General features: G+C 64.1%; 5 protein-coding genes and 1 pseudogene. 1 reads left to right on the top strand and 5 read right to left on the bottom strand.

Going from position 1 to position 7243, the window contains the following annotated elements; translation table 11 throughout:
• Both JNM03_RS02020 and JNM03_RS02015 read right to left on the bottom strand, forming a co-directional pair.
• Window positions 1-2139 (bottom strand): ABC transporter permease subunit (locus JNM03_RS02020; protein WP_294033984.1); only part of this gene is annotated, 2139 nt, incomplete at its 3' end.
• On the bottom strand, window positions 2136-3206 hold the full coding sequence (locus tag JNM03_RS02015) for an amino acid ABC transporter substrate-binding protein (RefSeq protein WP_003046368.1): 1071 nt from the start codon (window positions 3204-3206) through the stop codon (window positions 2136-2138). The genes JNM03_RS02015 and JNM03_RS02020, both read right to left, overlap by 4 nt.
• A gap of 55 nt (window positions 3207-3261) precedes the next feature.
• Between JNM03_RS02015 and JNM03_RS02010 the strand changes: the two genes are divergently transcribed.
• Window positions 3262-4167 carry a LysR substrate-binding domain-containing protein gene (locus JNM03_RS02010; RefSeq protein WP_003046376.1) on the top strand — a complete coding sequence of 302 codons (906 nt, stop codon included), beginning with the start codon at window positions 3262-3264 and terminating at the stop codon, window positions 4165-4167.
• Between the two features lie 36 nt (window positions 4168-4203).
• Here JNM03_RS02010 and JNM03_RS02005 read toward each other — a convergent pair whose 3' ends face one another.
• The 3 genes and pseudogenes from JNM03_RS02005 to JNM03_RS01995 all read right to left on the bottom strand — a co-directional run.
• Window positions 4204-6675 (bottom strand): TonB-dependent receptor, encoded by a 2472-nt coding sequence (locus JNM03_RS02005; protein WP_054589301.1) that lies wholly within the window; start codon window positions 6673-6675, stop codon window positions 4204-4206.
• Window positions 6676-6750: 75 nt separating this feature from the next.
• On the bottom strand, window positions 6751-6909 hold the full coding sequence (locus tag JNM03_RS02000) for a hypothetical protein (protein WP_231292907.1): 159 nt from the start codon (window positions 6907-6909) through the stop codon (window positions 6751-6753).
• A 7-nt stretch (window positions 6910-6916) separates the two neighbouring features.
• Window positions 6917-7243, bottom strand: a pseudogene (locus JNM03_RS01995) (hypothetical protein); the annotation flags it as partial.

Here is a 7243-nt window from a genome sequence, read left to right as displayed (position 1 = left end):
GAAACAGAGGAGGAAAAAGATTGTCCCGGTAAAAAGATAGGCTTCGGCGAAATAGGGTCGCCATTGCGCCTCGACGTAGGAGAGGCGGGTCGTCTGCAACAAATCGAAGACGCCGACGATGAGGACGAGCGTCGTGTTCTTGACCTCGCTGATCGAAGTGTTGACCAGCCCCGGCACGCTGACTTTCAGCGCCTGCGGCAACAGGATATGGCGCCGCGCCTGCCATTTGGTGAGGCCAAGAGCATGCGCGGCCTCGGCTTGCCCGACGGGAACCGCCAGCAGGCCGCCCCGGATGACCTCGGCCATATAGGCGGCAGTGAAGAATATGAGCGCGAGCTGGACGCGCGGCAGGCTGTCGATCGAGAGATAAGAGGGCACGAACAGCGGGAACAGGACCGCGGCGAGGAAGAGCACGCCGATCAGCGGCGTTCCACGAACCAGCTCGATGAAGGCGATGCTCGGCCAGCGAATCCCGCGCCGCGACGACCTGCGGCCGAATGCGAGGAGTATGGCCAGCGGAAACGCGCCGACCACCGCAAGGCTCGCGAGCAGCAATGTGACCGGCAGGCCGCTCCACTTCTCCATCGGCACATAGGAAAGGCCCGCGAACCCGCCGCGCAGCAGAAGTACCGCCACCGCGATCGCGCCGAGCCAGGCTAGGCCGAGGCGGCTACGCCAAAATCGCGGGACGAAGGAGAACGCGAGGCAGGAAAGCAGCGCCGCCGCCGCCGCTGCGGACCGCCACTGCTCGGCTTCGGGATAGGTTCCGAACAATATAAGCCGCGCATTTTCGCGGAGGAATGGCCAGCAGGCACCGCTGGCCAAACGGCAATCGGCCGCGCCCCCGGCGAATGTCGCCTCAAACAGCAGCCACGAGAGTCCCTTGCCGACGAAAGCCGCGGTCATGGCGAGGATCGCGATGGTCAGTATCGACTGGCGTCCTCCTCTGAACAGATTGCGCCGCATCCACGACGGCCAGGCCGCCGCCGAGCGTAGCGGAAAGGGTTCGAGGGGCGCCGACTGGATGCTGCGGCCGGGCTGCCCGGCAACGGTCCAGCCCAACCGGCGGGCATAGCGGCCGGTAACGAACGCCAAGGACAGCGAGAGCAGGAGAAACGTCGCGACGATCAGACCGACGCCTTCGATCGCCTGACCTGTCTGGCTGATGACGGTATCGACCACCGAGACAAATTCGGGATATCCGATCGCGACGCCCAGGGAGCTGTTCTTGATCGTGTTGAGATGCCAGCTCGTCATCGGCGGTATGGCAATGCGCAGCGCTTGCGGGATCACGATCCGTCCCATCGTTTGCGCGGGCGACAGGCCGAGCGCTTTGGCGGCCTCGCTCTGCCCTGCTGGAACGGCGAGGATCGCGCTGCGGAATATCTCGGCCAGATAGGCCGAGGCATAGACCGAAAGGCTGGTGACCAGAGTCAGAAACTCCGTTGAGAAGGACAGTCCGCCGACGGTTCCGAAGCGCCCCGCCCGCGGCAGATCAATCCCACCCCACAGCAAGAGCGGCACCAGGGAGATGCCGGCGAAGGCCAGCGCGGTGCGCGTGCGAACGGCTCCTCGCCGCACGGCACCCAGCAGGATCGCACAGGCAACGATAGCGATGAGCAGGGCCGCCCTTCCCGGACCGGCCAGGGTGAGCGCGGGGAGGTGCAACCCCCGATTGTCGAGATCGAACGCACCGATGGCGCCAGAACCGGGGCCGGGCAGACCGAACAGCAGCGCAGCGTACCAGACGAACATCTGGAGTAGCAGCGGAATGTTGCGAACCAGCTCGATATAAAGGCCAGAGAGCCTCGCAAGCATCCAGTTGGACGACAGGCGCGCCATACAAACTGCCAGGCCGAGCAAGGTCGAGAAGATGATGCCGAGCGCCGATATCAGGAGCGTGTTGAGAAGACCCACCGCCAGCGCCGCGGCATAGGAATCGCCCGGCGCGTAAGCAATCAGCGTTTCACCGATCGCGAAACCCGCCCGGTCGAACAGGAAACCGAACCCCGTCCGGATGTTTCGGTCCGCGAGATTGTCCGCCAATGTCGCAAACAGGCCGTAGGCGACCACAAGCCCGCCCGCCAAAAGCAGCCAGGGCAACGCAGCGATGGCAAGCCGCCTGTGTGTATGAGTCATCGCATCGGCAACGGGTAGATCAGCCCGCCGTCCCGATAGAGCTTATTCTGTCCGCGTTCGACGCCGAGCGGCGTAATGTGCCGGTCGAAGATTTCGCCATAATTGCCCGTCGCCTCGATCGCGCGATACGCCCAGTCATCGTCGAGGCCGAGCGACTTGCCGAATCCGGGCAGGCCGCCGAGCATCTTGCGCACTTCGGGGTCACGCGAGGCCATGCGCATGCGCGCTGCATTCGCGCGGGTGACCCCCATTTCCTCGGCAGCAAAGAGCGCGTTCAGCACCCATTTGTTGATCTCATACCATTGCTCGTCGTCGCTGCGCACGACGGGACCTACCGGCTCCTTGGTGAGTCGTTCGGGCAGCACAACATAATCGTCCGGATGCGCGGTATCGGCGAGACGGATCACGGTCAGCGTGAAGGCATCGGTGGTCATCGCGTCGCACCGCCCGGCAAAGAAGGCGAGCTTGGCTTCCTCGGGATTCTCGAACACGACCGACTGGAAACGCAGCCCCTTGCGCTCGAAATATTCGGCGGTGTTGAGTTCGGAGGTCGTCCCCTTGGTGATGCAGATCGATGCGCCATCGAGATCCGTCGGAAGCCGCACACCCGATCGCCGGGGCACCAGGAAGCTCTGCCCGTCATAATACATGGTGCCGACGAAATTCACCCCGAGGTCGGTGTCGCGCGTCAGCGTCCATGTCGTCGTCCGCGACAGGACGTCGGCCTCGCCCGTCTGCACGATCGTGAAGCGCTTGTTCGAGGCGACCGGCATGAACCGGACCTTGCGGGCATCGCCGAGGACCGCAGCGGCGAGCGCCCGGCAGTAGTCGACGAAGAACCCCTGCCAGCGCCCGCGCTTGTCGAGATAGGACATGCCGAGCTGCCCCGTATGAATTGCGCAATTGAGCGTTCCGCGCGCGCGAATCCGCGCAAGCGTCGATCCCTTCGCCGCGGCGATTTCATGCCCACCGGTGCCGGCGGGCTCGCGGCCGCAGCCGCCGAGTAACAGGGCGCCTGCGGCGAGCAGCGCCGGTAACCAGCGGCGCGATGCGTGCGACCTATTCATAAACGAGGCTTTCAATGCTAGCGCCATAAGAAATAGCTATAGGGAGCGATGTCCGATGAACCTGCGTCACCTCGAAGCCTTCAGGGCCGTGATGCTCTCGGGATCGGTCACCCAGGCCGCGCAGTCGCTCAACCTGTCGCAACCCGCGGTGAGCAAGATGCTTGCCGAGCTCGAGCATCAGCTGGGCTTTCAGCTCTTCCTGCGTTCGCGCGGCAGCGCGCTCACCGTGACGCCCGAAGCCGACGCCTTTTTCTACGAAGTCGAGCGGAGCTTCTCGGGCATTGCGGCCCTGAAGCGGGTAGCGGAAGACATCCGCAACATGGCGACCGGCACGCTCCGGATCGCCGCCCTTCCGGCGCTCGCGGTCAGTTTCCTGCCGCGTGTGATCGCGGCCTTTCGCGAGACACATCCCGGCGTCACCGTTCAGCTCCAGACCCGCAGTTCCTCGACGGTGCGGCAATGGATGGCGAACCAGCAGTTCGACATCGGGCTCGCGACGCCGGCGCGCGAATTGCCCGGCATAAGGATGGAGCGCTTCCTGCGCTGCCCCGGCGCCTGCGTTCTCCCTGCCGGCCACCGCTTGGCCGTCAAGGACGTCATCCGGCCGGCCGATCTCGAGGGCGAGCCCTTCATTTCGCTCGCGCTCGAGGACGGCGTGCGTCACCGCATCGACCGCATTTTCGAGGACGCGGGCGTCCACCGCGAGATGGTCATCGAAACCCAATATGCGATGACCATCTGCGCGCTTGTCATGCAGGGGGTCGGATGTTCGATTCTCAACCCCGTGACCGCAGCGGATTATGCCGAGCGGGGCCTTACGGTCCGTGATTTCGCGCCGGAGGTCCATTTCGAATATATGCTCTTCACGCCGAAGTTGAGGCCGATGTCCCAAGTCGCTGCGGCCTTTATCGCGGTGCTCGAATCCCACCGCGACGCGATGTTCGGCTCCGACGCCAGCTGAAGACACAAGACGCCGCACGGCCCTCACGGCCACCGATCAGAAGGAGGCGGTCGCGCGGACGTACCAGAAGCCCCCGTTGAACCCCGTCGGCGCGAAGCGGAGATATCGGATCCCGTTGTTGATCTGGGATTGCCGCGCCTCGACGTCGGGGTAATTGTCGAAGATATTCTCGCCGCCGACCGCGAGCTTGAGCATGTCGCTAACCTTGTAGGACAGCTCGAGATCGACCAGCAGTTCGGCGCCGCCCGTCTGGTCGGCAGCCGGTGCGGCGCCATAGTCGGTCCATTTGCCATAATAGTTCGCGCGCGCGACGAAGCCGAAGCGCTCGCCCGCATAAGTGAAGGACGCATTGCCCTTCCACTTCGGAACGAAGCCCTCGAGTTCGAGCAGCCGCTCGCGGTCCGCAGTGATCACCGGCGAGGCCTTGATGACATCGGTTTTGGTATAGTTGCCGTTGAGGCCGAGCGTGGCCTTGCCGTCGCCGAGGTCGAAGCCCACGGTGAGCACCGCATCGACGCCCTGGGTGCGGCTGTCGAAGGAATTGGTGAAGAAGCTCACCTGCTGGAAGGAATCCCCACCGGGAATGCCAAGCGCCGCGAGCTGCGCACGCTGCGCCGGGGTGAGATTGAAATTGCCCGATACGGCGATCCGGTCTTCGACCTTGATGTTGAAATAGTCGAGCGTGAAGGTGATGCGATTGGAGGGCTTCACCACGATGCCGCCGGCGACGTTGAACGAATTCTCGGGCCGAAGCGGCGTCGCGCCGAAGAATTGCGCCACCGGATTGTTGGGCGCGATAATGCCTGCGGTCAGCGGCGCCCCGGTTATCGAGTCGATGTTGGTCTGGACCTGCGAGGCGTTCGACTGGCCCGGCGTCGGCGCCCGAAAGCCGGTGTTGACCGATCCGCGCACCGCGAAGACGTCCGAGAAATCATATCGCCCGTTGATCTTCCAGGTGAATTTCGAGCCGAAGTCCGAGTAATTCTCGTAGCGGCCGGCAAGGCCGAACTGGAGCGCGTCGGTGAGATTGCCTTCGAGCGACGTATAGGCGGCCCAGTTGCTGCGCGCGAACTCGCCCGCCTGGATGGGACTGAAGCCCGGGAAGCCGTTCGAGCCGACCGGCAGTCCGACGCGGTTTCCGGTATCGGGATCGATGACCGACGCGAAAGGACCAACCTGCCATGATGCGATGTCGCCGGCCGTGATCTCATATGTCTCGCGCCGATACTCGAGACCGCCTGCAAGCGTCAGCGGATCGGAGGTGCCGATCGCGATGGGGTAAGTGAGATCGAGATTGAAAGCGAGTTCGCGCTGCTCGAGCTGCCCCGGCTTGAAGGAGGTCGGCGACGCGAGGCCAAGCGACGGATTGACCGTATTTTCGATCCGGTAGGAAGCATGGTTCTGACCATAGGAAGCGCTGAGGTCATAGGTCAGGCCCGAGGAGAATTCGCCCTTGAGGCCGGCCGCCAGCGCCGCATCGGTCACCGTGGCACCGAAATCCGGGGTGAAACCGCCGGGAAAGAGCTGGCGGAAGCTGAACCGCTGTCCTCCGGGCGTATTGGTGAGCGGAATCGAGGTGGAAATGAAGCTGGCATCGGGGTTGCGGTAAAAGAAGGCCGTCGTGCCGCGGCTCCAGCTATAGTTGCCGAAGGTGTAGAATTCCATCTCCTCCGACAGTTCGATGCCGGCATTGACGAAGATGCGCGCCGCCTCGGATTCGGGATTTCCCCAGCGCTGCGCCGGGACCGGGACATCCTGAACGCCGGCATCGATGAGCGCCTGCGCGTCGGGACGCTGAATGCCGCGCGACGTCGTGCTGGCGTTCACATATTCGCCGCTGATGTTGACGAAACCGGCGTCGGTGAAGGGAAGCCCGACATTGCCCTGGACGAGGAAATCCTCGCCGTCGCCCTTATAGAATTGGCCATAGCGGGCGATCAGCAATCCGCCTTCGCGGTCGCGGCGCAGACCGAAATTGAGGACGCCGGCGATCGCATCCGATCCATAGAGCGCCGACGCGCCGTCACGCAGAACCTCGAGCTGGCCGATCGCGATCGACGGGATCGCCGAAAGATCGGGTCCCTGCGATCCCCGGATATAGGGAACATTGGTGAACTGGACCGTCGCGCCGCGATGGCGCCGCTTGCCGTTCACGAGCACCAGCGTCTGGTCCGGCGGCAGGCCGCGCAGCGAGAAAGGCCGGGTAAAAACGGCGCCGTCGTTGCTGACGAGGCGCTGGACATTGAGCGACGGGACCTCGGTGCGCAGGAGATCATTCATGTCGGCCGTGCCCTTTTCGAGCAGTTCGGCACCGGTGATGATGTCGATCGGCTGAGCGGAATCGGCCGCCTTGAGATCGTTCCGCCGCGTACCCGTCACGACGATTTCGCCCTGCGACGCGCCTGGCCCCGGCGCCTCTTTGGCGTTATCCTGCGCGAAGGCGGCGGCGGCCGACATGCCTGCCAGGACGGCGATAATCGAGCCACTCGTGCGAAGCAATTTTCTCATGGTCCCCTCCCATTTGCGAAAGCTCTCGGCTTCGCCACCGAGCTATCTTCGCGGCCTTGGCATGACCAGAAATAATCACCACTCATCGCTATAAACGAGATGGTTATTCCATATGGTTATATCTCTCGCTGCGGCATCGAGCAGCGCCCGACCGCGCGGCATGCCGGGCGCGGCGATGCCGGACACTTCGCGCAGCTTGTCCTCGACCGCCCGGGCGACATGCCGCGTCGGCACATGCTCCTTATTTTTTGTCCATATCGTGCCCGGCATGAGGATCGGGTTCGGGTTCGACAGGTTTCGGCGCTTCCGGCGCGGCCTTTGCCCGCGGCGGCACAGCGGCCTTCGCGGCGGGTTCTTGCTTGGGGCGGGATTTCTCCGGAGGCATCGCTTCTTCGGTCGGCGCCGCCGGGGCAGACGCGGCGGGCGGCTCGTCCGCTACGGGCATGGTCTCGACCATTGCGGGCGGCTCACCGGCAGTGACCTCACTCTGTTCCGGTGTGACGTCGCTCTGCTGCGCGGGCTCAGTGCCGCATCCTGCCAGAGCAAATATCAGCGCGGCGGCGCTCGC

This window comes from Sphingopyxis sp. (genome assembly GCF_016793825.1).
Lineage (GTDB): Bacteria > Pseudomonadota > Alphaproteobacteria > Sphingomonadales > Sphingomonadaceae > Sphingopyxis.
Note: the sequence above shows the minus strand (reverse complement) of the source record. Positions and strands in the feature narration are given on the sequence as shown.

Coding starts and splice junctions, on each gene's coding strand:
- JNM03_RS02010 (WP_003046376.1), top strand. CDS start 3,262: ATGAACCTGCGTCACCTCGAAGCCTTCAGGGCCGTGATGCTCTCGGGA.
- JNM03_RS02005 (WP_054589301.1), bottom strand. CDS start 6,675: ATGAGAAAATTGCTTCGCACGAGTGGCTCGATTATCGCCGTCCTGGCA.
- JNM03_RS02015 (WP_003046368.1), bottom strand. CDS start 3,206: ATGAATAGGTCGCACGCATCGCGCCGCTGGTTACCGGCGCTGCTCGCC.